This window comes from Pseudoclavibacter sp. Marseille-Q434 (genome assembly GCF_050315415.1).
Taxonomy (GTDB): Bacteria; Actinomycetota; Actinomycetes; order Actinomycetales; family Microbacteriaceae; genus Pseudoclavibacter.
In genome coordinates this window covers 975,839-1,001,701 of sequence record NZ_JBNPQH010000002.1, presented here as the reverse complement: position 1 = coordinate 1,001,701, position 25,863 = coordinate 975,839, and the positions used below count along the sequence as shown (strand labels likewise).

Below are 25,863 nucleotides of genomic sequence, written 5' to 3'. Positions count from 1 at the left end.
CGACACCCAGCCCATTGCAATCGCGACGGCGCAGCCGGACCCGGCCCCGCGCATCCGCATCGCCCTCGTCGACGACCAGGAGCTGTTCGTCTACGGCATGCGGATGCTCGTGGAGTCGCAGCCGGACCTCGAGCTGATCGGCACCGCGGCGGATGGCGAGGAAGCCGTCGGGCTGGTCGTCGCCGGGCGCCCAGACGTGGTGCTCATGGACATCCGCATGCCCGGCCTGAACGGCATCGCCGCGACAAGGCGCATCTTGGAAGCTGCGCCGTACGCCGATGAGACCGGGCCGCGCCCGCGCATCGTCATGCTGACGACGTTCCGGCAGGATGAAGCGGTGTTGCAGGCCATGCACAACGGCGCGAGCGCCTACGTGACGAAGGATGCGACGCCCGAGATGCTGCTCGACACGATCCGCGCCGTGCACGCTGGCGACGCCCCGACCATGCCGGTCGGGCGTATGGCCCGCGGCGCCGCCCCGACCGCGGAGCCCGCCGAGATCGCCCCGCGCCCGGACCTGGCGATCGCTGCCCTCTCACCCCGCGAGCGCGAGATCTTCCTCCTCGCGGCGAAGGGGCTGCGCAACAGCGAGATCGCGGCAGCCGCGTTCGTGAGCGAGGCGACCGTGAAGACGCACGTGCGCAACGTGCTCGCGAAGCTGGAGCTGTCGAGCCGCGCGCAGATCGTCGTGTTCGCCTACGAGCACCGCCTCGTCACGGGGTAGCCGGCTTCCTGACGCACGCCCGCGGCGGCCCTCCCCGGGCGCAGAGTTGTGGCGAAGCGCTGGCGGCTATCTCGCTGGCGGCTCTTCGCCACAACTCTGCAGGCTTGGGTTCGGCCGGCGTCGCGCGAGGCTGAACCGGCGGCGCTGCTTCGACGCACCTCGACTTGACACCGCTGTCCTCACGGACAAAAGTACAACTGGTACAGACCAGTGAGTCATCTCGAGAAGCGGAGCCCGCAGAATGATCGTCAGCGCCGCGAACGTCATCACTCAGGAACGTCATCTCTCGCCCGGCTGGGTGGAGATCGACGGCGACTCCCTGCTCAGCGTTGCCGCGGGGCGGCCCCAGGCCGACCGGGGCGACGTCGTCGACCTCGGGGACGCGACGATCGCGCCCGGGTTCGTGGACGCGCACGTGCACGGCGGCGGCGGCGCTTCGTTCGATGGCGGCGATCGAGATTCCGCCGCGACGGCGGCCCGCACGCACCTCGAGCACGGCACGACCTCGATCGTGGCGAGCCTCGTCACGGACGCGGTCCCGGCGATGTGCGATTCGATCTCGGGCCTGGCGACGCTCGTCGAGGAGGGGACGCTCGCGGGCATCCACCTCGAGGGGCCGTGGCTCAGCCCCCTGCACCCGGGCGCCCACGCGCAGCAGCATCTCCTCGCGCCGAACGGCGAGGACATCGCCACTCTCCTGAAGGCCGGGCGCGGTCACGTGCGGATGGTCACGCTCGCGCCTGAGCTGCCAGGTGGCCTCGACGCCATCCGGACGCTCACCGAGGCCGGGGTGGTCGCGGCGATCGGGCACACGGATGCGACGTACGACGTCGCCCGTGACGCACTCGACCAGGGCGCTACGGTCGGCACGCACCTGTTCAACGCGATGCGGACGCTGCACCACCGCGAACCCGGCCCGGTCGCGGCGCTCCTCGAGCACCCTGACGCGGTGATCGAGCTCATCGCGGATGGCACGCACCTGCATCCCGCGGCCCTCCGCCTCGCCGCGGTGGCGAAGCCGCACCAGTTCATGCTCGTCACCGATGCCATGTCGGCGGCGTGCATGCACGATGGCGACTACGTGCTCGGCTCGCTCGCTGTCGAGGTGCGGGGCGGCGTCGCCCGCCTCACGGAGGGCGGCGCCATCGCCGGGTCGACGCTCACGATGGCCCAGGCCGTGCAGTACGCCGTCGGCGTCGCCGGCCTGCCGCTCGTCGACGTCGTGCGCGCCGCGACTGCAACACCCGCCGCGACCCTCGGGCTCGAGAGAGTCGGTGCGCTGGTCGCCGGGAACTCTGCCGACCTCGTCGTCCTGGATGCGTCGCTTGGCGTGCAGCGCGTCATGCGGCGCGGCGAGTGGGTGCGCTGAGCGTCACCGCTCGGCCGCGGCCCGCTGAGGCCGCTTCCACTCCCGGCGTCGAACCGCCTCAGCCGTTGCACCGTGATGGCTTTTGCTAACTCTGATGGGTTTTTACCCATCACCAGTCACCGAAACCCATCACGCGCATCCGGAAAACCCATCAGCGTCGCCGGAACCCATCAAACTCGGGCGCGGAAACCACCAGCGACGCGAGAACCCACCACGAACGCCCGTGGCGCGGATCGGCCTGCGACAGCCGATCTGCGCCACCGGCCAGGTGGGCCCGCCTACGCCTGCGGCTGCACGCCGGCGCGGTGCTCGACCGTGTATCGGTAGTAGTCGGCCATGGTGAGCTCGGATGCTGCGGCTTCGTCGATGACGATCGTCGCGCGGCGGTGCAGCTGGAGCACGGAGCCGGGCCACATCGAGGAGACGGGGCCTTCGACCATGGCTGCGACGGCGCGCGCCTTGGAGGCGCCTTGCGCGACGAGCACGACGCTTCGCGCGTCGAGGATGGTGCCGAGCCCCTGCGTGAGGCAGTGCACGGGCACATCCTCTGCCTTGTCGAAGAAGCGCGCGTTGTCGTCGCGGGTCTTCGGGGCGAGCGTCTTGACGCGGGTGCGCGAGGAGAGGGAGGAGGTGGGCTCGTTGAAGCCGATGTGTCCGTTGGCGCCGATACCGAGGAGCTGCACGTCGACGCCTCCAGCGGCGAGGATCTTCGCCTCGTAGTCGGCGCAGGCCGCGTCGAGGTCGGAGGCGAGCCCGTCGGGGACGTGCACGCGTGCAGGGTTCAGGCCGAGCGGTTCGACGACCTCGCGCCCGACCACCGCGTGGTAGGACTCCGGATGCGATCGGGGGATGCCGACGTACTCGTCGAGCGCGAAGGCGGTCACCCGGCTGAAGTCGAGTCCCGCGTCCCTGCGGGCGGCGAGCGTCCGATACGTCTCCAGTGGGCTCGAGCCCGTGGCGACTCCCAGCACTGCTTCCGGGTTTCCCGCGACGACATCCGCGATGCGTCCGCCTGCGAAAGCACCGACTTCTGCCGGCCCGGCCATGATGACAACTTCCATGCGCTGCTCCTAGGGATCGACGAAGATCGGTGTTCCTCAGCCCAGTCTCATGGATCGCGAGCCTGATCAGCGAGGCGTGTTGCGCATCACCTTACCGACAATCCCCCGAGTGGTCTAGTCCAGAAGAACGGAAGGGGTGAGCTGCCGAACCCGGCAGCCCACCCCTCGACCCCGGCGACGGGTCAGCCTCAGCGCAGCTTCAGCTCGATGTCGCCGCCGCCGAGCACGATGACCGGCGTGACGGCGGGATGCCCGGCCGCACGGATGGCCTCGAGGTCGAACCGCAGCAGCGGGGTGCCCTCGGTGACCACATCCCCGACCGAGACGAGCGTCTCGAACCCCTGACCCTTCATCTCCACGGTGTCCACGCCGACGTGGACAAGCACCTCGGTGCCATCGCCGAGCGTCATCGCGACCGCGTGGCTCGTCGGGAAGAGGTGAGCGACCGTGCCGTCAGCAGGAGCCCACACGGTGTCGCCCGTCGGCTCGACTGCGACGCCTGGCCCCATGATGCCCTCGGAGAAGGTCGCATCCGGAACCTCGGAGAGCGGCACGACGCGACCCGCGACCGGCTGACGCAGCGTGAGCACGGTCTTCGTGGCGACGCCGCCCTGCGAAGCCTCGCCCGCGCCTGCATCAGCCGCGACGACCGGCGCGGCGACTGCCGGAGCCGGCGCTTCGACTCGGCCGGCGATGAGGTCCTCCATCGCGTCCTTCACGAACTGCACCTCGAGGCCGTAGATGACCTGCACGGACTTCCCGCCCGGCTTCATGATGCCCGCAGCCCCCGCGCGGCGGATCGCCGCGTCGTCGACCTTCGACACGTCGGCGATCTCCATGCGGAGCCGCGTGGCGCAGTTGTCGAGCTCGAGCACATTGTCCTTGCCGCCGAGCCCCTTGAGGATCGCGGAGGCCTGGCTCAGGAACTTCGACGAGCCTGTCGACGTCTCATCCACCTCGACTTCCTCGTCTTCACGACCCGGCGTCTTCAGGTCGAAGCGCTTGATGATGAAGTAGAACGACACGAAGTAGATGACGAACCAGATGGCGCCCGCCAGGAAGATCGCCCACGGGTTCTGCGCCAACGGATTGACCCAGCCGAGCATGAGGTCGATGAACCCGCCAGAGAACCCGAAGCCCATGCGCACCGGCAGCAGCGCCATGATGAACATCGAGATGCCCGTGAAGATCGCGTGGACGACGTACAGCGCCGGCGCGAGGAACATGAACGCGAACTCGAGCGGCTCCGTCACGCCCACGAAGAACGAGGCGAAGGCGCCGGACAGCAGGATGCCCGCGGTGACCTTGCGGCGGTTGGTCTTGGCCGTGAGGTACATGGCGAGTGCGGCACCGGGGAGGCCGAACATCATGATCGGGAAGTAGCCCGTCATGTACTGGCCGGTGACACCCGCCGTGCCCGTGCCGTTGAGGAAGTTGCCGAGGTCGTTGATGCCGGCGACGTCGAACCAGAACACCGCGTTGAGTGCGTGGTGCAGGCCGAGCGGAATGAGGAGGCGATTGAAGAAGCCGTAGAGGCCGGCGCCGACCGGGCCGAGCCCGACCATCCACTCACCGAACGAGACGAGGCCGCCGAACAGCACCGGCCACACGAAGTAGAGGACAAGCGCGACGACGAGGGATGCGCCGGTCGTGACGATCGCGACGGAGCGCTTGCCCGAGAAGAACGACAGGGCGGCCGGCAGCTGGACGTCCTTGAACTTGTCGTAGCAGTAGGCGCCGATGAGGCCGCAGATGATGCCGACGAACGCGTTCTCGATGCGACCGAAGCCGATGTTCACGTCCTCGACGGCGATGCCCTGCAGGGTTGCGACCGTCTCAGGGCTCAGGAGCCGCGTGACGACGAGCCAGGACACGAGTCCCGCGAGCGCGGCGGTACCGTCTGGCTTCGATGCCATGCCGATTGCCACGCCGAGCGCGAAGAGCAGGGGCAGGTTGTCGAGGAGCGCGCCTCCCGCTGCGGTGAAGAAGGCCTGGACGAAGTTCTCGCCGGCCGTGTTGAGGATCCAGTACCCGATACCGGACAGGATGGCCGCTACCGGCAGGACAGCCACCGGCAGCATGAGCGACTTGCCGAGTTTCTGGAGATATTTCATGACGAGACTCCGTGGTCAAAGGAAAAGTTAGGGGGACTCTACTTGGAAAATCCGCCCTGGTATAGACCAGAGTTCGTCGGTGGTGCGGTTTACTTCACGAGAAGGGCAGTGTGAGGCGCTCCTGCAGGGGGAAGGTGAGCTCGAAACGATCCGCGGGGAACGTCGCCCGCGAGTACGACATGGGCAGGCCGCGGGCGATCGCGGCTCGCGTGAGGCGCAGCACCGGGTAGCTCGCGGCGATGCCGAGCACCTCGATCTCCTCCGGGCTCGGCAGCGTGGCGGTGACCACCTCGACACCCTCCGTCGGCAGCAGGTCGAGGGTCTCGAGCATCTCGTAGAGGCTGCCCTTCGCCGTCTCCTCGTTGAGCTGGGGAACCAGCGCCGCGGGAAGCCACTCATCCTCGAGCGCGAGCGGGCGGTCATCGCCGAGGCGCAGTCGCCGCAGGTGGATGGTCTCGGCGCCCCGTGGGAGCTGCAGGTGCTCATCCACTTCGGCCGGGCGGTCGGTGCTCCGGACGAATGACAGCACCTGCGTCTCGGCGCGCATCCCGTGCTCGCGAACGGCGCTCGCGAAGGACCGCAGCCGGACCTGCAGGGACACGGGCGGGGCGAGCTTCTCCGTGCCGATGCCGCGCTTCGTGCGGACGAGGCCCTCGCGCTCGAGGACATCGATCGCTGCACGCACCGTCATCCGCGCGACTCCGAGCTCCGCTGCGAGGGTGCGCTCCGAGGGCAGCAGCTCGCCTGGCGAGAGCGAGGCGGCGAGGGCGCGAACACCCTCGAGAGCTGTTGAACCACTGAGCCTTGCCATGTCGCAAGTATCCCATCGCGTCCGGACCCGGGCGCGGTCATCCGGCTCACGATCGCCGCCCCCGCATGCGCCGGTAGGTCACTTGACGCCCGTTCGCGGCCTCGGGATGGGCTGAAACTGACCCGACGATCAGCTGGGATGTATGGGCGGCAGCGGGAGCCATGTCGCTCGATCAGGCGCGTGCCGTGCTCCTGCGTACCGCGGGGTCTCGGGTGATGGCACTGATGTTCTCGGTGGCCGCCCAGGAGGAGAGCAGCCGCAGGCCTTCCTCAGATGGGCTTGCGGGGAGTGGCGTGTAGACGGTCATCGTGTGGCCGGGGTCGTCTTCGAGGTCCATGGCGTGGTAGTTCAACTCGAGAAGTCCGACCACTGGATGCTGGAACTGCTTCGCCCCCGAGTAGTGGCGGCGGACGTCATGCGCGGCCCAACGTGTGCGGAACTCGCCGCTGCGGACGGAGAGCTCGCCGACGAGGTCGGTGAGCTGCTTGTCGAACGGGGATCGGCCGGCTTCGCGGCGAAGGATCTCGACGTTGACGTTCGCCGCGCGCTCCCAGTCGGGGTAGAGATCGTGCGCCCGCGGGTCGAGGAAGATGAACCGGGCGTGGTTCGCCGGACGCGCGCTGCTCCGGTACATCTCGGAGTAGAGGGCGAAACCGAGGTCGTTGGCGGCCACGATGTCCATGCGGTTGTTGCCGATGATGGCGGCGGCTCCCGTTATCGAGTCCAGGAGATGCTGCGCGGTGGGGCCCAACCCGGTGGCACGCGGCTTCGCGGGGCGCACCTGCGCCCCGAGGTTCGCGGTTCGCGCGAGGTCGCGGAGGTGATCGTGTTCGGCGCGGCTGAGCTGCAGCGCTCGAGCGACGGCATCGAGCACGTTGTCGGAGACGCCGGTCAGGTTCCCGCGATCGACACGGGTGTAGTACTCGACACTCACCCCAGCGAGGCGCGCGACTTCGTCTCGGCGCAGCCCGGTGACACGGCGTCGCGTCGTCCCAGGGTCGATGCCCGCCTGTTCCGGCGGGAGCCTGCCGCGGCGGGAGCTGATGAATTCTCGTACTTCGCTCCGGTTGTCCATGAAGCTCACGCTACGACGCGGACCCGAGCCTAGGGGTACCTCTGCTGGAACCCCTTTGGCCCGCCCCTCCCTCCTTCTTCGCACGAGGCGTTGACTGCAGGCATGAGAGAACCGAGCCTCGGTCCCTCGGAGAGGAGCACATGAGCACCATCGCGCCAATCGGAACAGCGAGACGGCTCTCGTTCCCGGTCGTCCTGCTCGCAGCGGGCGCCCTGCTCACCGGATGCGCGAGCACCGCAGCGCCAGGAAGCAGCACCACGGCGGCGGTGACGACCGACCCGGGCCAGGTGACGGCCCACGAGCCTTCGCCCACGGAGAGCCAGGTCCCCGAATCGGAGGAACTGACGAACATGACGACGAACATCACCATCACCATGGGTGACACCACGGTGCGCGGAACGCTCGACGCAAACACCACGACTGCCGACCTCATCGCGCAGCTGCCCCTCGAGCTCTCCTTCGAGGACTTCGGCGGGCAGGAGAAGATCGCGACGCTCCCGACGGCGCTCTCGCTGGACGGGCTGCCCTCCGGAAGCGATGCACCAGCAGGAACCCTCGGGTATTACGCGCCGGACCAGGGCCTCGTCCTGTATTACGAGTCGGTCGGCTACTACCCGGGCATCATCCCCCTCGGCACGTTCGAGGGCGTCGAGGCGGTCCGTGACGCAGCGCCGTCGACTGGAACCGTGTCCGCGGAATGACCTCCCTGCAGTCGCCGACCTCCGACGTCCCGACGGTCCGGAACAGCGCGGAGCCCACCAAGCTCCGGCTGACGGCGCTCGTCGTGCTCGCCCTCATGGGGTTCATCCTCGTCGCCATGGAGACCATGCCCGCGGGCCTCCTGCCCGAGATCGCCGGCGAGCTGGGCGCCTCGGAGGGAATCATCGGATTGTTCGTGAGCGCCTACGCCCTTGGCACCGTCGTCGTGACCATTCCGGCCATCTCGCTGACGCGTCGATTCCGCCGCAAGCCTCTTCTCCTGGTCGGCATCGCGGGGCTTCTCGTCGCGAATGCGGTCACCGCGATCTCCTCCGACATCGCCCTCTCATTGGGGGCACGGTTCGTGGCGGGGGCGTTCTCTGGCGTCATCTGGGGCATGCTCGCCCCGTATGCGATCCGCATCAGCCCACCCGCCAGATTTGGTGCCGCTCTCGCGATCGTGTCGATCGGCGCACCCCTGGGGTTCGCGTTCGGCACGCCGCTCGGCGCGTGGATCGGCGCCGTCTCGGACTGGCGCTGGTCGTTCGCTGGCCTGTCTGTGCTTGCCCTCGTCGTCGCCGTCGCCGTCATCCTCTGGGTGCCGGACGCCCCCGGGCAGCGAGCGGTCGCTGGACTGCCATTGGTGAAGGTCTTCGGGCTGCGTGGTGTACCGATCGTGCTGTCGGTCATCTTCGTGTGGATGCTCGCCCACAGCACCATCTACACCTACGTTGCTCCATATCTTCGCGAGACAGCGACCGGAATCACGCCGGACCTCATGCTGCTCGTCTATGGAGTCGCCTCGCTCGTCGGCGTGGCCGTGGCGGGCCTGCTCCTCGACCGACACCCGCGGGCGCTGCTGCACCTGAGCGTCCTGGCCTTCGTCGCGGCGGGTGTGGTGCTGCTCGCGGGGCGGGCCTCGGTACCGGCGTTGCTTGCCGCCGCAGCCCTCTGGGGTGTCAGCTTCGGAGGTGCCTCGTCCCAGCTCCAGAGCGCGCTCACTCGCGCCGGTGGCGAGAACTCCGACGTCGCGAACTCCTTCCTCCCCGTCGCCTTCAACCTCGCGATCTTCGGAGCGGGGATACTGGGCGCCGGACTGCTGGGAGCGTACGGCGCGATGTCGCTTCCCGGCGCGATGATCGTCCTCGGCGCGGTTGCCCTGATTTTGACGTTCTCGGGCCGGCGCTCGGCCTTCTTGCCGTCGACGCCCCGATCAGGCGGGATCCGAGATGCGAGGTGATCGGGCAAACGTCTCGGCGATGCCCGAGCGTCAGCTCACGGTCGGCCAGCCAGCATCGTCGAGCGCCCGCCGTGCGTCTTCGCGGGGTGAGTACGGCAGCCGCTCGGCTCCGATGATGCGGTAGTCGGTGAGGCCGGGGCCGGCCCAGAGGATCGTGTCTCCTTGGCCGCTCCTGGCGATGGCGGTGCGGATCGCGGCCGCCGGGTCCGGGATCTCGAGGACCTCGGCGCGGTCGTCGGCGCGTGCGGCTCCCGCCAGGAGTGCTGCACGAATCGCTGACGGGTCCTCGTGGCGGGGATGGTGGTCGGTGACGATGAGCACGTCCGAGTGCAGCGAGCTCATGCGTCCCATCAGCTCGCGCTTGCTCGGGTCGCGGTCGCCGTCGGCACCCATCACCATCGTGAGAGTGCCCGGCGTCACCTTGCGCAGTCCGGTCAGCGTGTGCTCGAACGCCGCCCCGTTGTGCGAGAAGTCGAGGAGGACGAGCGGCCCGGTCGCGCCGGAGACGCGCACGCCCCGCCCGGGCACTTCGACCTGGAGCCCGTCCGCGGCGAGTGCGTCGCGGATCGCGTCGAGGCGGTAGCCGGCCTCCACGAGCATCGCGATGGCAAGGCCCGTGTTGGCCGCCATGTGACGCCCGATCAGGGAGACTCTGCTGCGCAGCTGCTGTCCGTCCGGCGCCGTGAGCTCGAAGCCGGTGGACTCCGCGCTCGAGTCGGTGACTCGCAGCCGCCAGGCCGCGTTGACACCCGGATGCGAGGAGATGGTGGTCACCGGAACGCGGGCCTCGGCGGCGAGGCGCTGCCCGTACGGGGTTTCGACGGAGACGACGGCCCGCCTCGTGTGCGCGGGCGTGAACAGCGCGGCCTTGGCTGCGAAGTACGCGTCCATGCTCGGGTACTCGTCGAGGTGGTCGTGGCTGAGGTTCGTGAACCCGACGACGTCGAACAGCACGTGGTCGACCCGTGCGCGGCTCACACCATGGGCGCTCACCTCCACGGCGATCGCCTCAGCGCCCTCCTCGCGCATCGCCGCGAGGAGGGCCTGCAGTTCCGGTGCTTCCGGGGTGGTGAGGCGACTCGCGACGACACGGCCCCGGATGCGCCGCTCGGCGGTGCTGCTCAGCCCGGCGACGACACCGAGCTGCTCGAGCAGGGCATGCAGCAGGTAGGTGGCGGAGGTCTTGCCGTTCGTGCCGGTGACCCCGAACAGCTGCGGGGGCGTGCGCTCGTCCTGGTACATCCACGACGAGATCGCGGCGAGCTGTGCCCGCAACCGCTCGAGCAGCACGACGGGGAGGCCGGAGGCTGCTGCGAGCTGCGCACCGGACTGGTCCGTCAGCACCGCAACTGCTCCAGCCGTCGCCGCGTCCGTCGCGAAGCGGGCCCCGTGCGCGTGGCACCCGGGGAGGGCGACGAACAGGTCGCCGGGTGCGACGTCGAGGGATGCGACGGCAAGCCCGCCCAGCGGCACGGTCGCCTTGAGGTCGGCACCCTCGGCCGGGCTGAGGTGCTCTCCGCCGAACTCTTCGATCAGTTCGTCGAGCGTGCGACGCCCCAGCGCGGCGGGTCGGAGCAGCTTCGGTCGGACCGTCGCCGCGTCGTCCCGCACCATCACCGTGCCCGACTGTCGTTGCCGCGTGACCCCACGCCTCCGTGCCGGCGGTAGGCGAGGAGCGCCGCTCCGGCGCCGAGAAGGCCGATGCCCAAGCGCCGTGCCTGCGCGGATCGCCAGCCGTCCGTGACGGATGGGATGGGGGGAAAGCGATTCGGGCTCGACACCTTCCCGAAGCTACGCGGCGGCTCCGACGTCCCGCACGGCCTTGACTTCCCAGGCAGACTCCGTCTCGGAGTCGGTCAGCCGATGCTGACCTGCGACTTGTCGAAGGCGACGTAGCCGGCGAAGTCGTGCCCGACCTTCTCGGCCGCGCCCGCGAACGGCTCCGGGTAGCTCCAGGCGGCGTCGCGGTGCGTCTCGCCATCCGTCACCACGTCCCAGTACTGTGCGTGCCCCTTCCATGGGCACGTGTACTGCGTCGCGCTCTCGGTGAATGCCCCTGACGTCAGCGACGACGGCGGGAAGTAGTGGTTGCCTTCGATGCCGACGAGCTCGGACTCGGGCGCTTCGGCGATGACGGTTCCGTTGACAGTTGCCTTCATGATGCTTCCTCCGATGGGTAGCGAGTGGGGAGACGGGAAGCGTCGCCCCACAGGCTGTGAGAACGGTGATGCCTGTGGATGAGCGCCCCGCGTACCTGGGAGAACGTCGGCAGAGCCACGGGCCGGTTGCCCTACTCTCAACGGCGGGGTTCCGCGCCGGGGCTCCGCTCCCCCGCCACTGGAAGGCCTTCCGTTGTCGCACTCCGATCGCTCCCGCCCGTATCCGCTCGGCTTCAGCACTGTCGCCGGCCGCTCGAACTTCGCGGTCTACTCCGAGACCGCCGATGCCGTATACGTGTGCACGTTCGACGGGTCGGGCGCCGAGACGCGCACCCTGCTCGAGGAGCGCACGGGCCACGTGTTTCACGGTTTCGTCGACGCGCTGCAGGTCGGCTCCCGTTACGGGATCCGCGTCGACGGCCCGTGGGCGCCGGAACAGGGCCTCCGGCACAACGTGAACAAGCTGCTCCTCGACCCCCACGCCAGCGCGATCGAGGGCCAGTACAACTGGTCGCAGGCCGTGTTCGGCCACGACATGAACGAGCCCGAGCAGCGCGATGACACCGACTCGGCGGGCTCCGTGCCCCTGAGCGTCGTCACCGATCCGAGCTTCGACTGGGGTGACGACGCCTCGCCGCGCGTCCCGCTCGACCAGACCGTCATCTACGAGGTGCACGTGAAGGGGTTCACGCAGCTCCACCCCGAGGTGCCGGAGGAGATCCGCGGAACGTACGCCGGCCTCGCTCATCCCGCCGCCATCAAGCACCTCGTCGACCTCGGCGTGACCTCCGTCGAGCTGCTCCCCGTGCAGCAGTTCGTGCAGGACAGCCACCTCGAGGAGAAGGGCCTCCGCAACTACTGGGGCTACAACTCGATCGGGTTCTTCGCGCCGCACGGCGACTACGCCGCGGCGGGTGACGGCGGCGGGCAGGTCGCCGAGTTCAAGGAGCTCGTGAAGGCCCTGCACGCCGCGGGCCTCGAGGTGATCCTCGACGTCGTCTACAACCACACCGCCGAGGGCAACCATCTGGGCCCGACGCTGTCGTTCAAGGGCATCGACAACGCCGCCTACTACCGGCTGGTGGAGGGCGACGAGAGCCACTACTTCGACACGACGGGCACCGGCAACAGCGTCAACGTCAGCCACCCGGCGGCGCTCGGCCTCATCATGGACTCGCTGCGCTACTGGGTGACGGAGATGCACGTCGACGGGTTCCGCTTCGACCTCGCCACGACCCTCACCAGGCAGGGTGGCGACGCGGAGCTGCACAGCGCGTTCCTCACGCTCATCCAGCAGGACCCGGTGCTCGCGCCCGTGAAGATGATCGCCGAGCCGTGGGATACGGCCGGCTACCAGGTGGGCGGGTTCCCTGCGGACTGGTCGGAGTGGAACGGCAAGTTCCGCGACGACGCCCGTGACTACTGGAACGGCAGCGACGCAACGCTCGGCACGACGGCGCAGCGCATCCTCGGCTCCCCCGACGTGTACGAGGCGAGCCGCCGCTCGCCTCTGTCGAGTGTGAACTTCATCACCGCGCACGACGGGTTCACGCTCGCCGACCTCACCTCGTACAACGACAAGCACAACGCCGCGAACGGCGAGGACAACCAGGACGGCGAGAGCGACAACCGCTCGGCGAACGGCGGCGCCGAGGGCCCGACCGATGATGCGGCAGTCAACGACCGCCGCGCTCGCAAGCGCCGCAACCTGCTCGCGACGCTGCTGCTCTCGGCGGGCGTGCCCATGATCCTCGGCGGCGACGAGCTCGGCCGCACGCAGGGCGGCAACAACAACGCCTACTGCCAGGACAACGAGATCTCCTGGTTCGACTGGGAGGCCATCGACGGCGACCTGCTCGAGTTCACGCGCACGCTCATCTCGCTGCGCGCCGAGCATCCGGCGCTGCGCCCCGTCTGGTTCAGGCAGGCACCGGATACGGGCGCAGACGCCACGGTGGACGTGCTGCGGTCGGATGCGCTCGGCTTCGACGACGCCGACTGGGACAACCCGGAGGCGCGCTCCATCGCGTTCGTGTTCTCGCACACGGGTGCTGACTCGTTCGCGCTGCTGCTGAACGCGGCCGAGAACGCGGTCGAGTTCACGGTCCCGGATGCGCCGCACGGCACCTGGGAGCTGGCGCTCTCGAGCGATGGCGAGCAGCTGGTCAGCGACCCCGTGACGACGCTCATGGTCAAGGAGGGCTCCTTCACGCTGCTGCGTTCGCCGCTCCAGCACTGACCTCGCTGACCTGCGTGGCCTCTCCGGCGGGCAGCCGACGGAGAGGCCCGCGCGTGCCCCACGTGCCCCAGCGCCAGAGCCATTCGAGTGGGCCCTGCGTGAAGGACCGGAGCCAGAGCGTGCTCGCGACCCACTGCAGCGCGAGGATGCCGACGACGATGCTCAGCAGCAGCGTCCACGAGGTGCTGTTGGGCAGGTCGAACAGCACGCCGGCCGCGAGCATCAGCGGGGCACCGGCGACGTAGTTGGTGAGCGCCATCCTGCCGAGCGGCGCGAACGCGAGCTGGAGGCCGCGGGCGGCTGGGGTTGTCATGAGCAGCGACAGCAGTGCGACGTAGGTGCCGGCCATCGCGAAGCCGGCGAGTCCGGAAGCGAGGTCGAAGCCAGACATCCGAATGTCGCTCGCCTGCCAGAGCGCGAGCGGGATCGAGGCTGCGGTGAAGGCGAGCAGCGCGACGACCGAGCCGGCGCGCGACCGGCCGATCGCCTGGACGACGCCGTAGCGGGTCAGGCTCGCGCCGAGCAGGAACACACCGGGGATGAGGCTGATGCCGCCGCCGGTGAGCGCGAGGCTCGCGGCGATGAGGACCGCGGCGCCCACGGCGACGACCCAGCGCGGCAGCCAGGTGCTGGGGAGCAGCAGGATGAGGCCCGCGATCGCGTACGGCCACAGCGCCGAGCCGCTCTGCAGGAGCTCGAAGGGGATGCCGATGGCCAGCAGGAGCAGGAGTCGCCTGAGCAGGACCAGCCTCGGCCGCTGGGAGCGGCCTTTCGCCGATTCGAAGAAGAGCGCGAAGCCGATGCCGAAGAGCAGCGAGAAGATCGGGAAGAAGCGCTGCTGCACGAACAGCTGCAGCCAGCCGCTCGGGTCGCCGAGGTTGGTGGGCTGGGGAATGCCGGTGTCGTAGCCGAAGTGCACAAGCGGGGCGATGTTGACGAACAGGATGCCGCAGAGGGCGACGCCGCGGATGACGTCGAGGGCAGCGATCCGCTTGCCGGATGCAGGCAGGGCAGCAGATGCGTCGGGCGCGGCGGAGATGCGCTCGGGGGAAGAGAGGGAGGTCAAGACGGGCCTTTCGCGGCGCGGCCCGGATCTCGGGATTGGCGCGACGACCCATCATCAGCCGGGAACTCGGCGGCTCGCGTCCTGCGCTGGAAGGACCCGCGTCATCCGCTGGGCTGACGGGACCACAGCTGCCCGGCTCCCAAGCCGGCCCCTACTCTTCGACCCAGGGCCGGGTGAGAACGGCGTCCATCTCACCGCGTACAACCTCGGCGAAGATCAGGAGAGCCTCGTTCCGGGGCACGTGGGAGAGCACAAGCTCGGGGTCGTGTGGTCGTGCGGCGTGCGCGAGCACCACGGTCCCGGACGAGTAGGCGGTGACGAACCACCCGTACGGGTCACCGGCACCGACATCCGGCTCATCGTCACTCGCACCGTCGAGTTCGGCGAGGAGGGCCGGCAGATCCTCGACTCGAGCGGGATCCGACGAGCCGTCGAGGTGCATCACTCTCATGCCGGGCAGAATACGACCCCGCGATGGGTGCCCCCTCGGCGCGAGCGCCCGCCTGCGACATCGACAACGATTCGGACGCCGCTCGACTCGATCACGCCGGCTCGCAACTCCTGCCCCTAGCCTGCGTGCCATGGCACCCGCATCCACTGACCCCGTCCACCTCCCGGCCCGCGTGATCATCGTCCACGGCTTCCGCGCGAACGTCGACGCGCACTGGTTCCCGTGGTTACGGGAAGCCCTCGCCGACCGGGGCATCGAGGCGACGAGCGTCGAACTTCCGCTGCCGGAGGCGCCGAACGCCGCCGACTGGCAGCGCGAGGTCGCGCTCGCGTTGGGAACCCCCGACGAGCGGACCTGGATCGTGGGCCATTCGCTCGGCGCCGTGACGGCGCTCCGCGCGCTGGCGGCGCAACTCGGTGACTGGCGTCTCGGCGGCGTCGTCTTCGTGTCCGGCTTCACCGGCACGCTTGACACGCTCCCCGACCTCGACGAGTACCTCGCCGACGACGTGGATGCGGAACGCGTCGCCGACCGCATCAACACTCGCGTCGTCATCCGCTCGGACAACGACACCCTCGTGCCTCCCGGCGCATCCGATGCCCTCGCGCGCCGACTCTTCGCCGAGGTCCGCGTGCAACCGGGCGCCGGGCACTTCCTCGAAGCGACCGGCGTGACCTCGCTGCCGGTCGTCCTCGACGCGCTCCTCCAGGCCCGCCCCGCGCCCCGAACCTGAGCGATTCCTGAAAACGCAAAACGAGTTTGTGACACATCGGGGGTCGCCTGCGTCTCACCTGTACAAGCCCACACGGTGCACCGGCACCAGGCAGAGACCAGAAAGAAGAGCATCATGGCGAACACGACACCCACCACCGCTACCGCCCCCAAGACGGCTCAGACGTCCAGCAGCGTCGTCCCCACGAACACCTCGGGCGGACGCGGCACGACGACGATCGTCGACAGCGTCGTCGCTCGCGTCGCAGGGATCGCCGCTCGTGACGCTCGCGGCGTCTACGACCTCGGCGGCGGCGCGGCCCGCGCCATCGGCGCCATCCGCAACGCGATCAACGCGACGGACCAGAGCCAGGGCATCAACGTCGAGGTCGGCGAGAAGCAGGTCGCGGTCGACGTGACCATCGTCGCCGAGTACCCCGTCTCGCTGCAGGACGTGGCCGACGGCGTCCGCGCCGACGTGATCCGCGCCATCGAGACCATCGTTGGCCTCGAGGTCACCGAGGTCAACGTCACGGTCAACGACGTGCACCTCCCCTCCGAAGACGACAGCAACGACAAGACGGAAGAAGCGCGAGTCCAGTGAACACGGCATCCCTCACCCGAACCGGCATCCTCATCGGCGCGGTCCTCGCGCTCACCTGGATCATCCTCGGCTTCTGGGCGTTCTTCTTCGTCGCCATCGCGATGATCATCGGCGGCGTCATCGGACGCATCCTCGAAGGAAAGCTCGACGCGACCGCCCTCGTTGACGTCATCCGAGGACGGAACACCTCCTCATGAGCGCCGCCGCGACCACACTCAGCGGCGCGGCGCAGCGAGGCACAACACGACTCACCGCGAAGGCCCTGACTCGTCTTGCGTCAGCTGTCGCCGGTGACGCGCTCGGGGTCGACGCTGGCAGCGTCAGCGTCGACCTCGACGACCACAACGGCAAGCTCGCGTTGCGCGTGAGGACCCCCATCCGGGTTCCCTCGCTCGCCCGAATCCGCGAGCAGCCGAGCGCGCTCGAGCGCAGCGGCGGCCCACTCCTCGAGCGAGTCGAGACCGCGAAGACCACCATCCGTGACCGCGTGCAGACCCTCAGCGGGTCCCAGGTCGGCCTCGTCACCATCCGCGTGACCGGGCTCAACATCAAGGCAGAGGAGCGAGTCAGATGAGCACCAACACCTCCCTGTACTCGCGCCTCTCCCGGCGAGAGACGCACTCGCCCCGCTCGGCGCTCGCGATCACCCTCGCCGTGCTCCTCATCCTCGTCGCGGCCTGGATCGGCACCGAGATCGTGCTATCGCTGCTCGCCCTCCCGGCGCTGCTCGTCGCACCGGCGGACATGTTCGCCTCGGCGCTGGGCGTGCTCGAGCAGCCCGCCCAGTACGTCGGCATCGCCGGCGTGGTCGTCGCGATCATCGGGCTCGTGCTGCTCATCGCAGGCCTCGCCCCCGGACGACGAGCCAGGCACACGCTCACCTCGACGCGCACCGCGACCGTCGCGGACAACGCGGTCATCGCGTCCGCCCTCGCCCGGCACGCAGCGCACGCCGGCAACGTGAGCCCGGACAACGTCACCGTGTCGGTGTCCCACCGACGCGCCGACGTGCACCTCACCCCCGCATCCGGGCTCCCGGTCGACGCGTCCGCCATCACGGCCGCCGTCAACCAGCAGCTCCAGCAGTACGAGCTCACCCCGCGCGTCACCGCCAAGGTGCGCGTCGCAGAGAACGGGAAGGTCGGCGCATGAACAGCACCAACCGAGGCCTCAACCGACTCCTCATCACCGCCACAGGCCTCCTCCTCCTCGCCATCGGCGCCGCCGCAGCCATCGGCGCATGGCTGCCCGGGGCGAAAGACACGTGGACGCCCATCTCCGAAGGCGTGAACACGCAGACCAGCAGCTGGCTCCAGCAGACCCCGTTCCCGGGCGCTGACTTCAGCTGGCTCCTCATCGCCGTCGTCGCCGTCCTCGCGATCGCCATCATCCTGCTCCTGGTCTTCGCACTCCGCCAAGGACAGGGACGGACCTGCACGATCGTCAGCGACCGCACGCCGGACACCGGGCGCACCATCGTCGACGTGTCGGTTGCCCGCGACGCCCTCTCGGATGCGCTCGATGCCCGCGACGAGTTCCTCACGACAAGCGTCTCCGCGTACGACGTGAAACGCACCCCTGTGCTGAAGGTGTCGGCCACGTGCCGACGCGGCGTCTCGCCTCGAGACGCGACGGAGATCGTCGAGCAGAACCTCGAGGCCCTGGATGCACTCCTCGGCCGGCAGGTGCCCGTGCTGCTCCAGCTCAGCGGCGGCTTCCGCGCCCGAGTGCAGCAGTCGACGCGCCTCCAGTAGGACTCACCACCACAACTCCCCACCGCGGCACCGCGATTCGACGGCACCGCAACCCCCAACAGAAAGGAACTGCCATGAGCGCAGGAGACAAGATCAAGAACGCAGCTGAAGAGTTCGGCGGCAAGGCCAAGGAAGCAGTTGGCAAGGTCACCGACAACGAGCAGCTCGTCGCCGAAGGCAAGGCCGACCAGGCCAAGGCCAACGTGAAGCAGGCGGGCGAAGACGTCAAGGACGCCTTCAAGAAGTAGCTCACACCAGCACAGCGAAACGGCAGTCGACCTTCGGGTCGGCTGCCGCTTCGTCGTGCGCCGTCGTTTCGGTGCTGGCTAGTGCTTCCCGCCGGTCAGGAGTTGTTGCAGTCGTTCCAGCACCTGACGGACGGTCTGGTCGAGGATCTCGGCGGGCTCCCCGTCGAAGTCGTGACGTTCGCTGCCCACGACACCGTCGACACTCCATCCCAGGAACACGGTGCCTTCCGGTTCGCTCTCTTCCGGTCCGGGGCCGCCCGCACCGGTCGTCGCGATGGAGATGTCGGACTCAAGCAGCCGTGCCACGCCGACCGCGAGTTCCTCGGCGCACCGGGCCGAGACGACCGGGCCGGGTGTCACACCGAGGACGCGCTGCTTCACCTCCGTCTGGTAGGCGACGACCCCGCCGCGCAACCACGTCTTCGTGTCAGGTCCGCTGCCGAGCGTGGAGGCGACCCTCCCGCAGGTCAGAGACTCGGCCACACTCAGGGTGCGGCCCGTCTCCGCGAGTCGTTCGGCGATGGTCTCGATGAGGTTCTCGTCACTGAGCTGTGCCATTGCAGCATCGTAGGAACGCGTGCTGAACGGCGGCGGAGTACCTGGTGAGCGTGTCCGCAGAGCGACGCCGGAGTCACGGCGCGTCAGCTCAGACCACGCGCGGGTCCCGACCGTACTGGGCGGGCGCCCCGAGATGGTCGCGAAGGGTCGCCCCCTCGTAGTCGTCGTGGTACATGCCGCGCTCCTGCAGGAGCGGGATCACCTCGTCGACGAACGCGTCGATGCCATGCTCATTGACGTCGACCGACACCCAGAAGCCGTCGCACGCGCCGGCCTCGAACCACTCCTGCATGTGGTCGGCGATCACGCTCGCTGGGCCAACCGGGGTGGGGTGGTAGTCGATGACCCCGTGCGCGAGGATGTCGCGGATCGTCCATCCCTCACGCGCGATCTCGAGGGCGCGCGCGGAGCGCGGATCGTACGGATTCGGGCTGGCGCTGGCCAGCTGGCCCGCGGTGAGCGGCTTGTCGAGCTGGGAGGGGTCCAGCGCCGTGGGCAGGTTCAGCATCTGGCCCAGGTACCCGACGCGGGCGGGCGCGGACAGCTCGCCGAGCGCGACCCGACGGTCGAGCGCCTCGCGCTTGGTCGCACCGAGGGCTGGCATGACACCGGCGAAGAACTTCACGTCGTCTGGGTCGCGCCCGGCCGCACGCGCAGCCTCCCGCAACGCCTCGCGCTGCTGCCGCGCATCCTCGATCGTGAACACCGCCCCGATGACTCCGCTCGCGTGACGTCCGGCGATCTCGGCCCCGTTCGCGCCGCCACCGGCCGAGAAGATCACGGGCTGCCCCTGTTCTGAGGGCGGGATGTTGAGGGGGCCGCGGGAGGCGACATACTCGCCCTGCAGGTTGATGGGTCTGATCTTGTCTCGATCAGCGAAGCGACCCGTCGCCGTGTCCATCACCCACGCGTCCTGCTGCCAGCTCCCCCAGAGCGCCTCGACGATCTGGATCGTCTCGTGTGCGCGCTGGTAGCGCTCGGGTCTCGGCGCGACCGTGCGGCCGAAGTTGGCCGCCGCTCCCGGGTCGCTGGTCGTCACGGCGTTCCAGCCGGCGCGTCCGTGGCTCATGATGTCGAGCGCCTTGAACTGACGGGCGATGGTGAAGGGCTCGTTGAAGGTCGTGGATGCGGTCGCGACGAGGCCGATCCTGTCGGTCTCTCGCGCGATCGCGGCCAACGTCAGCACGGGCTCGATGGAGATCATGAACGACTCGCGGGACAGGTCGACCTGCTCGCCCGGGAAGTCCGGGAAGAACAGGAACGCGAACTTGCCGCGCTCGGCGGCCTGGGCGTACCGGACCTGCGCGTCGAAGTTCGTGTAGTTGGCGGGGTCGACACCTGGCGCCCGCCAAGCGGAGCTCTGCGAGCCGTATCCGCTGCCGATGTGCAACCCGAGGATCATCTTGCTGTTGCCGGTCATCGTTCCGCTTCCTGTTGCTGTCGGGAGCACTGGCACTCGCGACGAAATGGAGATACTCTCCCCTTCGAGAGAAGATACGGAGATGCTCTCCACTTTGTCAACCGAGGGGCACCATGACCGAATCCACCGCGAGCAAGCGCCGCGCGCCGCGTGCAGACGCACGACGCAACCGAGACCACATCCTCGACACCGCAGAGCAGTACTTCTCGGAACACGGCGTCACCGGGTCACTGGATGCGATCGCGAAACGCGCCGGCATCGGCGCCGGCACGCTCTACCGCCACTTCCCCAACCGCGAGGCACTCCTCGCGTCGCTCCTGGCCGCACGCGACGAACAGCTCGTGGCCCGCCGGGATGAGCTCCGCTCCTCAGCGACAAACGCCGCCGAGGCACTCGACGGCTGGCTGAACGCGGTGACCGAGTGGGCATGCGCGTTCGACGGTCTCCCCGAGCCGCTGCGCGTTGCCACGACCACCGACCTGTCCCCACTGGCTGTGACCTGCCAGGGCTTCCTCACGACCACCGACGAGTTCCTCCGGGCCGCTCAGGGCGAAGGACGCGCACGGACCGACATCCGCGCGCTCGACCTCTTCCTCGCAGCCCTCGCCACCAGCTGGGTGCGAGGAGCCGCGATGGCAGACGAGGCCTCCGGCGCCGCACTGGCGGCGCTCACGAGAAGCGGATGGGAACGCAAGCCCGATCAGCCGAACACAAGGAGAACAGCATGAAGCGCATCGGAATCATCGGCAGCGGATCCATCGGAGCAGCGGTCGCCCGCCTGGCGGTCGCCGCGGGCTGGGAGGTGCTGATCGCGAACTCGCGCGGGCCCGCATCCCTCTCGGAACTCGTCGAGGCGCTCGGCCCGCTGGCACGAGCCGGCAGCGTTCGCGAAGCCGTCGAATTCGGCGAGACCCCGCTCCTCGCGGTTCCGCTCGCGGCATACCCGAACCTGCCGCAAGACGCCTTCGCTGGCAAGACCGTCCTCTCGACCGGTAACTACTACCCGCACCGCGACGGGCGCATCGAGCAGCTCGACACGCTCGCCGTCACAACCGCCGAATACGAGCAGGCGCTGCTTCCGGAAACGCGCATCGTGAAGGCGTTCAACAACATCCTCTTCACCCACATCCCGAATCTCGCCAACTCGACACCGCGCACCGCGCTTCCGATCGCGGGCGATGATGCCGCCGCCAAGGCACGTGTCTCGGAACTCGTAAGCGCTCTCGGTTTCGACACCGTCGATGCCGGGACGCTTGCCGAGTCGTGGCGCTTCGAGCCGGAGTCCGGCGCGTACACGCAGATCTATGTCGCTGACCTGGCCGCGTTCCGCGCCGACTACCTCAGCGACCCGGGCGCGCCGCTGCCGGCAGACCGGCTCACCGAGATCCTTTCGACCGCGCACCGCGCGGACGTGGGCGCGCGACAGTTCTGATAAATCACCACCTGAACGCCACGGCGTCGTTCAGCCGGGTCTGAGCAAGCACCTGCGCACGAGCCGGCACCCCACTCAGGTGGGGCGCCGACTGCTCTCCATCAGCGGTTCGCCGCGAGCCTCGTCCACGTCTCGACGATCGTGTCGGGGTTGAGCGACAGCGAGGAGATGCCGCGGTCGAAGAGGTACTGGGCGAGTTCCGGATGGTCGCTGGGCGCCTGCCCGCAGATGCCCACGTACCGGCCGTGCTTCGTGCAGGCCTCTATGGCGAGGTCGATGAGCCGAAGGACGGCGGGGTTGCGCTCGTCGAAGCTGTCCGCGATGAGCGCCGAGTCGCGGTCGATCCCGAGGGTGAGCTGCGTGAGGTCGTTCGAGCCGATCGAGAAGCCGTCGACGACCTCGAGGAACTGCTCCGCGAGGAGCGCGTTCGAGGGAACCTCGCACATCATGATGACCTCGAGGCTGTTCTGGCCGCGGCGCAGTCCGTTCTCGGCGAGGCGCTCGACGACGGCACGCGCCTCCTCGACCGTCCGCACGAACGGGATCATGACCTTCACGTTCGTGAGCCCCATGTCATCCCGCACGAACCTGATCGCCTCGCACTCGAGCGCAAACGCCTCCGCGAAGTCGGCGGAGATGTACCGGGACGCCCCACGGAAGCCGAGCATCGGGTTCTCCTCGACCGGCTCGTAGCGGGCGCCGCCGAGCAGCCCGGCGTACTCGTTCGACTTGAAGTCGGAGAGCCGCACGATGACGGGCTTCCCGTCGAAGGCCGCCGCGAGCGTCGCGACCCCCTCGGCGAGGCGCCGCACGAAGAAGTCTGCCGGAGACTCGTACGCCGCGATGCGCTCGTCGATGGCGGCGCGGATGCTCTCCTCCTGGTCGCCGAGTTCGAGGAGGGCGCGGGGGTGCACGCCGATCTGGCGCGAGATGACGAACTCCATGCGGGCGAGCCCCACGCCGTCGTTGGGGAGCGCGGCGAGCGTGAACGCGGCGTCGGGGTTGCCGACGTTGAGCATGATCTTGCCCGGCAGCTCCGGGAAGGAGTCGAGCTCGATGCGCTCCACCTCGATGGGCAGGATGCCCGCGAGCACCGCCCCGGTCTCCCCATCGGCGCACGTCACGGTGACCTCGTCGCCGTCCGCGAGCCGCTCAGTCGCATCCCCCGCCCCGACCACGGCGGGCACGCCGAGCTCGCGGGCGATGATCGCGGCGTGGCAGGTGCGGCCGCCCCGGTTCGTGACGATAGCGGATGCGCGCTTCATGATCGGCTCCCAGTCTGGGTCGGTCATGTCGGCGACCAGCACGTCGCCCTGCTGGAACTCGCTCATCTGCGACGGCGAGGTGAGCAGGCGCACGACGCCGGCGCCGATGCGCTGCCCGATCGCTCGGCCCTCGACGAGCGTCGCGCCGCGCTCGGGCAGGCTGTGCCGCTCGAGGGTGCCGACGGCCCGCTGGGAGACGACGGTCTCGGGTCGCGCCTGCAGGATGTAGATGCGCCCGTCGATGCCGTCCTTGCCCCACTCGATATCCATCGGGCGCCCGTAGTGCTCCTCGATCGCGAGGGCCGCCTGGGCCAGCTCGGTGACCTCGGCGTCCGTGACCGAGAACCGGCGTTGCGCATCCGGTGCCGTCTCGACGAACTCGGTCGTGCGCCCGACGCGGGTGTCCTCCGTGAAGACCATGCGCGTCGCCTTGCTGCCGACTCGACGCGACAGAACGGCGGGCCGCCCCTCGCGGAGGGTGCGCTTGTGCACCGTGAACTCGTCGGGGTTGACCGCACCCTGCACAACCCCTTCTCCGAGCCCGTAGGCGCTCGTCACGAACACCGCACCGTCGTAGCCCGACTCGGTGTCGACGCTGAACATGACTCCGGCCGCGCCCTCATCGGAGCGCACCATGCGCTGAACGCCGACCGAGATCGCGACCCCGGTGTGCGCGTAGCCCTGGTGCACGCGGTAGGCGATGGCCCGATCGGTGAAGAGCGACGCGAAGACCTTGCGGGTGGCGGCGAGCACGTTGTCGATGCCGGCGATGTTGAGGAACGTCTCCTGCTGCCCGGCGAACGACGCGTCCGGCAGGTCCTCGGCGGTGGCGCTGGACCGCACGGCGACGAGGAGCTCGCCGTCGGTCTCGGCCTCGAGCGCCGCGAACGCCTTCCGGATGGCGGCCTCCAGCTCGGGCGCGAGCGGCGCGGCTTCGATACGAGCGCGGATGCGGGCCCCGACGATCGCGAGGCGCGCCACGTCGTCGACGTCGAGGCCCACGATCTCGCCCCGGATCCACGTGTCGATGTCCGTCTCGCGCAGGTGTCGATTGAAGGCACTCGCCGTCGTCGCGAAGCCGTTCGGGACACGCACCCCGGCATCCTGCAGGTTGGCGATGAGCTCGCCGAGCGAGGCGTTCTTGCCGCCCACCTCGGGGATGTCGCCGAGGCGCACGGCACTGAAGGGGAGCACGTAGACATCGTCGCGGGCGGATGCGCCGGTGTCTGCGGAGAGCGGGGGTTCGTGGAGCAGCGTCATGGTGGGTCCTTCTGGTGTCGTCGTTGACGGTTGTTGCGGGGTGAACCCAGTATTTGATGCAGATCGAGAACTCTTTCCAAGAAACAGAGGTAAATAAGTTCTGTTCTTGCGCTAGCGTCATGCCATGCCCGCCGACGTGTACACCGCCTCAGTGCTCGGAGCCCGCATTCGCCACTACCGCTCGCTCGCGAAGCTCACGCTCGACGACCTCGCGGCGATGCTCGAGACGAGCCCCAGCCGCATCTCACTCATCGAGAACGGACGGCGCGAGCCGAAGCCGTCAGAGCTGCCCTCCTTCGCGAGGGCGCTCGGGGTGACGGTCGAGGACCTCGTGCGCGCCGAGGCTCCGAACAGCCGAGCCGCGCTCGAGCTCGAGCTGAAGCGCGCCCAGGCCTCCCCGCTGTTCGCGGGCCTTGGCCTGCCGAAGCTGCGCGGCGGCAAGGGCATGCCAGACGACACCCTCGAGACGCTCGTCGGCCTCCACCGTGAACTCGAGCGTCGCGCACAGACCGCATCTGCGACACCAGAGGAGGCGCGCATCCGCAACACCGAGCAGCGGGCGTGGATGCGGGAGCGTAACAACTACCTGCCCGAGATCGAGGCGGTCGCCGAGGAGCGCCTCCGCCAGGTCGGGCACGTCGCCGGGGCTCTCACGCACCGCGAGGTGCACCTCATGGTCGAGCAGCTCGGCCTCGAGATCGTCTACGCCGACGACCTGCCCCGCTCGACGCGCAGCATCACCGACCTCGAGAACGGACGCATCTATCTGCCGCCGGAGTCGATCCCGGGCGGCCACGGGCTGCGCTCCATCGCCCTGCAGGCCGTCGCCCACCGCATCCTGGGCCACACGCCGCCGGACTCGTACGCCGACTTCCTGCGCCAGCGCCTTGAGATCAACTACTTCGCCGCCGCCTGCCTCATCCCGCGCACGCAGGCCGTCGACTTCCTGAGCGCCCGCAAGAAGGACCGCGACCTCGCCGTCGAGGACTTCCGTGACGCGTTCGGCGTCACCCACGAAGCCGCAGCCCTGCGCATGACGAACCTCATGACCGAGCACCTCGGGATGCGCGTGCACTTCCTCCGCGTCGGTTCCGTCGGCGAGGTCTACAAGGCCTACGAGAACGACGACCTGCCGCTGCCGCTCGACGTGACTGGCGCCGTCGAGGGGCAGATCGTCTGCCGCAAGTGGGGTGCGCGGCGGGCGACGGAGATCGAGCACCGCACCACCGAGTTCTGGCAGTACACGGACACCCCGGCCGGCACGTTCTGGAGCACCATCCAGACCGGCAAGTCGGCCGAGGGGGTCTTCTCGATCACCTTCGGGGTGCCGTTCGACGACGCCAAGTACTTCCGCGGGCGCGACACCGACAACCGCCAGGTCTCGCGCTGTCCCGACGAGACCTGCTGCCGGCGACCCGACCCGGCGCTCGCGGCCCGCTGGGCGGGACGCGCGTGGCCGAGCGCGCGACTGCACGCGCAGATCCTCGCATCCCTCCCAGCAGGCCGCTTCCCAGGCGTCGACGACAGCGAGATCTACGCTTATCTGGAACGGCACGCGCCCTGATCTCCGGGCCGCGAGCACTCCCCCGCACGACCGATCGGA

General features: G+C 69.1%; 26 protein-coding genes. 15 read left to right on the top strand and 11 right to left on the bottom strand.

Going from position 1 to position 25,863, the window contains the following annotated elements; translation table 11 throughout:
- Positions 1–19 precede the first annotated feature (19 nt).
- Positions 20–724, top strand: a complete 705-nt coding sequence (locus ACQFZP_RS11670) for a response regulator (protein WP_211891544.1) — start codon at positions 20–22, stop codon at positions 722–724.
- A gap of 241 nt (positions 725–965) precedes the next feature.
- Positions 966–2,093 carry an N-acetylglucosamine-6-phosphate deacetylase gene (gene nagA / locus ACQFZP_RS11665; RefSeq protein WP_211891401.1) on the top strand — a complete coding sequence of 376 codons (1,128 nt, stop codon included), beginning with the start codon at positions 966–968 and terminating at the stop codon, positions 2,091–2,093.
- A gap of 278 nt (positions 2,094–2,371) precedes the next feature.
- On the opposite strand, the gene nagB is transcribed toward nagA, so the two are convergent.
- From nagB to ACQFZP_RS11645, 4 genes are all read right to left on the bottom strand, one after another.
- Positions 2,372–3,154, bottom strand: coding sequence for a glucosamine-6-phosphate deaminase (nagB, locus tag ACQFZP_RS11660; protein WP_211891400.1), 783 nt, complete (start codon positions 3,152–3,154; stop codon positions 2,372–2,374).
- 188 nt (positions 3,155–3,342) lie between these two features.
- Positions 3,343–5,268, bottom strand: a complete 1,926-nt coding sequence (gene nagE, locus ACQFZP_RS11655; protein ID WP_211891399.1) for an N-acetylglucosamine-specific PTS transporter subunit IIBC — start codon at positions 5,266–5,268, stop codon at positions 3,343–3,345.
- Between the two features lie 94 nt (positions 5,269–5,362).
- Positions 5,363–6,079 carry a GntR family transcriptional regulator gene (locus ACQFZP_RS11650; RefSeq protein ID WP_211891398.1) on the bottom strand — a complete coding sequence of 239 codons (717 nt, stop codon included), beginning with the start codon at positions 6,077–6,079 and terminating at the stop codon, positions 5,363–5,365.
- Positions 6,080–6,251: 172 nt separating this feature from the next.
- A complete protein-coding gene (locus ACQFZP_RS11645) occupies positions 6,252–7,154 on the bottom strand; it encodes a helix-turn-helix transcriptional regulator (RefSeq protein WP_211891397.1) in 903 nt (300 codons plus the stop codon).
- A 140-nt stretch (positions 7,155–7,294) separates the two neighbouring features.
- Between ACQFZP_RS11645 and ACQFZP_RS11640 the strand changes: the two genes are divergently transcribed.
- Together ACQFZP_RS11640 and ACQFZP_RS11635 are read left to right on the top strand one after the other, a co-directional pair.
- Entirely contained in the window at positions 7,295–7,855 is a 561-nt protein-coding gene (locus ACQFZP_RS11640; protein ID WP_211891396.1) for a cyclophilin-like fold protein, read from the top strand.
- Positions 7,852–9,093: an MFS transporter gene (locus tag ACQFZP_RS11635; RefSeq protein WP_211891395.1), complete on the top strand. Its 1,242-nt coding sequence runs from the start codon at positions 7,852–7,854 to the stop codon at positions 9,091–9,093. Before ACQFZP_RS11640 ends, ACQFZP_RS11635 begins: the two co-directional genes overlap by 4 nt.
- Positions 9,094–9,123: 30 nt before the next feature.
- Here the strand turns inward: ACQFZP_RS11635 and ACQFZP_RS11630 are convergent, their stop codons facing one another.
- Positions 9,124–10,707 (bottom strand): Mur ligase family protein, encoded by a 1,584-nt coding sequence (locus ACQFZP_RS11630; RefSeq protein ID WP_249312460.1) that lies wholly within the window; start codon positions 10,705–10,707, stop codon positions 9,124–9,126.
- Positions 10,708–10,949: 242 nt separating this feature from the next.
- Complete coding sequence (locus ACQFZP_RS11625; RefSeq protein ID WP_104313119.1) at positions 10,950–11,252, bottom strand: DUF427 domain-containing protein; 303 nt, start codon at positions 11,250–11,252, stop codon at positions 10,950–10,952.
- Positions 11,253–11,445: 193 nt separating this feature from the next.
- Between ACQFZP_RS11625 and glgX the strand changes: the two genes are divergently transcribed.
- On the top strand, positions 11,446–13,491 hold the full coding sequence (glgX, locus tag ACQFZP_RS11620; RefSeq protein ID WP_211891394.1) for a glycogen debranching protein GlgX: 2,046 nt from the start codon (positions 11,446–11,448) through the stop codon (positions 13,489–13,491).
- Here glgX and ACQFZP_RS11615 read toward each other — a convergent pair.
- Both ACQFZP_RS11615 and ACQFZP_RS11610 read right to left on the bottom strand, forming a co-directional pair.
- Positions 13,460–14,557 carry a DUF418 domain-containing protein gene (locus ACQFZP_RS11615; protein ID WP_249312299.1) on the bottom strand — a complete coding sequence of 366 codons (1,098 nt, stop codon included), beginning with the start codon at positions 14,555–14,557 and terminating at the stop codon, positions 13,460–13,462. The two genes, glgX and ACQFZP_RS11615, sit on opposite strands and share 32 nt — an antisense overlap.
- Before the next feature lie 151 nt (positions 14,558–14,708).
- The gene (locus tag ACQFZP_RS11610; RefSeq protein ID WP_211891393.1) at positions 14,709–15,008 is read right to left on the bottom strand and encodes a hypothetical protein; all 300 of its coding nucleotides are present in this window, start codon (positions 15,006–15,008) and stop codon (positions 14,709–14,711) included.
- Positions 15,009–15,138: 130 nt separating this feature from the next.
- Between ACQFZP_RS11610 and ACQFZP_RS11605 the strand changes: the two genes are divergently transcribed.
- The 7 genes from ACQFZP_RS11605 (at position 15,139) to ACQFZP_RS11575 (ending at position 18,325) form a co-directional block, all read left to right on the top strand.
- Complete coding sequence (locus ACQFZP_RS11605; protein WP_181027057.1) at positions 15,139–15,741, top strand: RBBP9/YdeN family alpha/beta hydrolase; 603 nt, start codon at positions 15,139–15,141, stop codon at positions 15,739–15,741.
- Between the two features lie 114 nt (positions 15,742–15,855).
- Positions 15,856–16,323 carry an Asp23/Gls24 family envelope stress response protein gene (locus ACQFZP_RS11600; protein ID WP_104313127.1) on the top strand — a complete coding sequence of 156 codons (468 nt, stop codon included), beginning with the start codon at positions 15,856–15,858 and terminating at the stop codon, positions 16,321–16,323.
- Positions 16,320–16,520, top strand: a complete 201-nt coding sequence (locus tag ACQFZP_RS11595) for a DUF2273 domain-containing protein (RefSeq protein WP_104313129.1) — start codon at positions 16,320–16,322, stop codon at positions 16,518–16,520. Before ACQFZP_RS11600 ends, ACQFZP_RS11595 begins: the two co-directional genes overlap by 4 nt.
- A complete protein-coding gene (locus ACQFZP_RS11590; RefSeq protein ID WP_104313131.1) occupies positions 16,517–16,897 on the top strand; it encodes a hypothetical protein in 381 nt (126 codons plus the stop codon). The genes ACQFZP_RS11595 and ACQFZP_RS11590 overlap by 4 nt, the downstream gene beginning before the upstream one ends.
- Positions 16,894–17,475 carry a DUF6286 domain-containing protein gene (locus ACQFZP_RS11585; RefSeq protein WP_211891392.1) on the top strand — a complete coding sequence of 194 codons (582 nt, stop codon included), beginning with the start codon at positions 16,894–16,896 and terminating at the stop codon, positions 17,473–17,475. The genes ACQFZP_RS11590 and ACQFZP_RS11585 overlap by 4 nt, the downstream gene beginning before the upstream one ends.
- Positions 17,472–18,077, top strand: a complete 606-nt coding sequence (locus ACQFZP_RS11580; protein WP_211891391.1) for a hypothetical protein — start codon at positions 17,472–17,474, stop codon at positions 18,075–18,077. Before ACQFZP_RS11585 ends, ACQFZP_RS11580 begins: the two co-directional genes overlap by 4 nt.
- A gap of 74 nt (positions 18,078–18,151) precedes the next feature.
- Complete coding sequence (locus ACQFZP_RS11575; protein ID WP_104254193.1) at positions 18,152–18,325, top strand: CsbD family protein; 174 nt, start codon at positions 18,152–18,154, stop codon at positions 18,323–18,325.
- A gap of 78 nt (positions 18,326–18,403) precedes the next feature.
- On the opposite strand, the gene ACQFZP_RS11570 is transcribed toward ACQFZP_RS11575, so the two are convergent.
- Positions 18,404–18,883 carry a CinA family protein gene (locus ACQFZP_RS11570; RefSeq protein ID WP_211891390.1) on the bottom strand — a complete coding sequence of 160 codons (480 nt, stop codon included), beginning with the start codon at positions 18,881–18,883 and terminating at the stop codon, positions 18,404–18,406.
- An 88-nt stretch (positions 18,884–18,971) separates the two neighbouring features.
- Positions 18,972–20,303, bottom strand: a complete 1,332-nt coding sequence (locus tag ACQFZP_RS11565; protein ID WP_211891389.1) for an NtaA/DmoA family FMN-dependent monooxygenase — start codon at positions 20,301–20,303, stop codon at positions 18,972–18,974.
- Between the two features lie 113 nt (positions 20,304–20,416).
- Here ACQFZP_RS11565 and ACQFZP_RS11560 point away from each other — a divergent pair, with 113 nt between their 5' ends.
- Together ACQFZP_RS11560 and ACQFZP_RS11555 are read left to right on the top strand one after the other, a co-directional pair.
- Positions 20,417–21,031, top strand: coding sequence for a TetR/AcrR family transcriptional regulator (locus ACQFZP_RS11560; protein ID WP_211891388.1), 615 nt, complete (start codon positions 20,417–20,419; stop codon positions 21,029–21,031).
- Complete coding sequence (locus ACQFZP_RS11555; RefSeq protein ID WP_249312298.1) at positions 21,028–21,735, top strand: NADPH-dependent F420 reductase; 708 nt, start codon at positions 21,028–21,030, stop codon at positions 21,733–21,735. The genes ACQFZP_RS11560 and ACQFZP_RS11555 overlap by 4 nt, the downstream gene beginning before the upstream one ends.
- 101 nt (positions 21,736–21,836) lie before the next feature.
- On the opposite strand, the gene ppsA is transcribed toward ACQFZP_RS11555, so the two are convergent.
- On the bottom strand, positions 21,837–24,260 hold the full coding sequence (ppsA, locus tag ACQFZP_RS11550) for a phosphoenolpyruvate synthase (RefSeq protein ID WP_211891386.1): 2,424 nt from the start codon (positions 24,258–24,260) through the stop codon (positions 21,837–21,839).
- 124 nt (positions 24,261–24,384) lie between these two features.
- On the opposite strand from ppsA, the gene ACQFZP_RS11545 reads away from it, so the two are divergent.
- Complete coding sequence (locus ACQFZP_RS11545) at positions 24,385–25,824, top strand: XRE family transcriptional regulator (protein ID WP_211891385.1); 1,440 nt, start codon at positions 24,385–24,387, stop codon at positions 25,822–25,824.
- The last annotated feature ends 39 nt before the right edge of the window (positions 25,825–25,863 follow it).